We start from the raw sequence: 1,071 nt of genomic DNA on the forward strand, positions 1-1,071 counted from the left end.
CTAGCAGGCTGTTGAAAAAGGCACTCGCCGTCGACCGGTGACCGTGATTCATTGGCTCCGACGAGATTCGGAGATGGTGCGTGCGCGGCGGGGACAATCGAACGGGCGAGCTGTTCAGCTACGTTGACCTGGAGGCGCGGGTGCGGTGTGATCATCCGCTGCGAGCGATCCGTACGATTGTGAACGAGGCGCTATCGGCGCTGGAGGGCGAGTTTGCCGCGCTCTATTCGCCGATTGGGCGGCCGTCGATCCCGCCGGAGAAGCTGCTGCGGGCGATGCTGTTGCAGGCGTTTTACTCGATCCGCTCGGAGCGGCTTCTGATGGAGCGGCTGGAATACGACCTGCTGTTCCGCTGGTTCGTTGGAATCGGCGTGGACGATGCGGTCTGGGACCATTCGGTGTTCTCGAAGAACCGCGACCGACTGCTGGAAGGCGACATTGCTGCGAAGTTCCTGGCGGCGGTGCTGTCGCAGCCTAAGGCGAAGAAGCTTCTGTCGAGCGATCACTTCTCGGTCGATGGCACGCTGATCGAGGCTTGGGCCTCGATGAAGAGCGTCAAGCCTAAGGACGGCGCGGGCGAGCCGCCGGCGCAAGGCGGCGGGCGCAATGCCGAAGCGGACTTCCATGGCCAGAAGCGCTCGAACGACACCCATGCTTCGACCACCGATCCGGACGCCAGGCTGTACCGCAAGGGCAAAGGCAAGGAGACGAAGCTGTGCTTCATCGGGCACGGACTGATGGAGAACCGCCACGGCCTGGTGGTCGACGCCTGTCTGACGCTGGCTGACGGGCATGCCGAACGGGTGGCCGCGCTACACATGATCGAGCCTCGTGCTGATCGGCCGATAGCGATCACGCTTGGCGCCGACAAGGCCTACGACACAGAAGACTTCGTCAATGAGCTGCGCTCGATGAACGTGACGCCGCATGTTGCGCAGAACACCAGCGGCCGTAGCTCTGCGATCGACGGGCGAACGACCCGGCACAGCGGCTATGCCGTCAGCCAGCGCATCCGCAAGCGCATCGAGGAGGCATTCGGCTGGATCAAGACGGTCGCCGGGCAGGAGAAGA

Annotated in this window: 1 protein-coding gene; it reads left to right on the plus strand. The window is 63.6% G+C overall.

Translation table 11 applies throughout. The annotated features are described in order from the left end of the window. Positions 1-80: 80 nt before the first annotated feature. The coding region (locus GGD61_RS40185) for an IS5 family transposase (RefSeq protein WP_183232554.1) at positions 81-1,071 on the plus strand (991 nt) is incomplete at its 3' end.

The organism is Bradyrhizobium sp. SBR1B (assembly GCF_014198205.1).
Lineage (GTDB): Bacteria > Pseudomonadota > Alphaproteobacteria > Rhizobiales > Xanthobacteraceae > Bradyrhizobium.